The 332-nt window shown below is 43.1% G+C and carries 1 pseudogene; it reads left to right on the top strand.

From position 1 onward, the window contains the following. Nucleotides 1–238: pseudogene (locus tag D0T60_RS18550) on the top strand (hypothetical protein); the annotation flags it as partial. Nucleotides 239–332: the final 94 nt, after the last annotated feature.

Genomic DNA, 332 nt, shown 5'->3' with positions numbered 1-332 from the left:
TAAGTTAACCGAAGAATATCTCCGTGCCAATGGTCGCGAGAAAGAGGCAGCAGAGTTCGTTTGGGAATTTCACCTGGTAGCTGATCCCGAAGCCAATGCCTTTGAAGTGGCATCTTATTATACTAAGAATATTCAAAGCGCTGTAAACGGTTACCTGTGGAGACGCGTGGCTTGGTTTATTAGTCAGTCGTGGGGGATACCCACTTTCATATTCTCTATTCAACGGTTCCCAATATGAAGGTAGAACCATGATACCCATGAATTCTTAGGATTTATCATGCCTCGATTCAATCAGTTTAGTGTGAACCATTCTTATTTCAGTTGGCTGTTCG

It is taken from the genome of Bacteroides sp. 224 (genome assembly GCF_010500995.1).
In the GTDB taxonomy this organism is placed as follows: Bacteria; Bacteroidota; Bacteroidia; order Bacteroidales; family Bacteroidaceae; genus Bacteroides.
The sequence above is the reverse complement of the archived record's forward strand: the minus strand, read 5'-3'. Positions and strand labels throughout refer to the sequence as shown.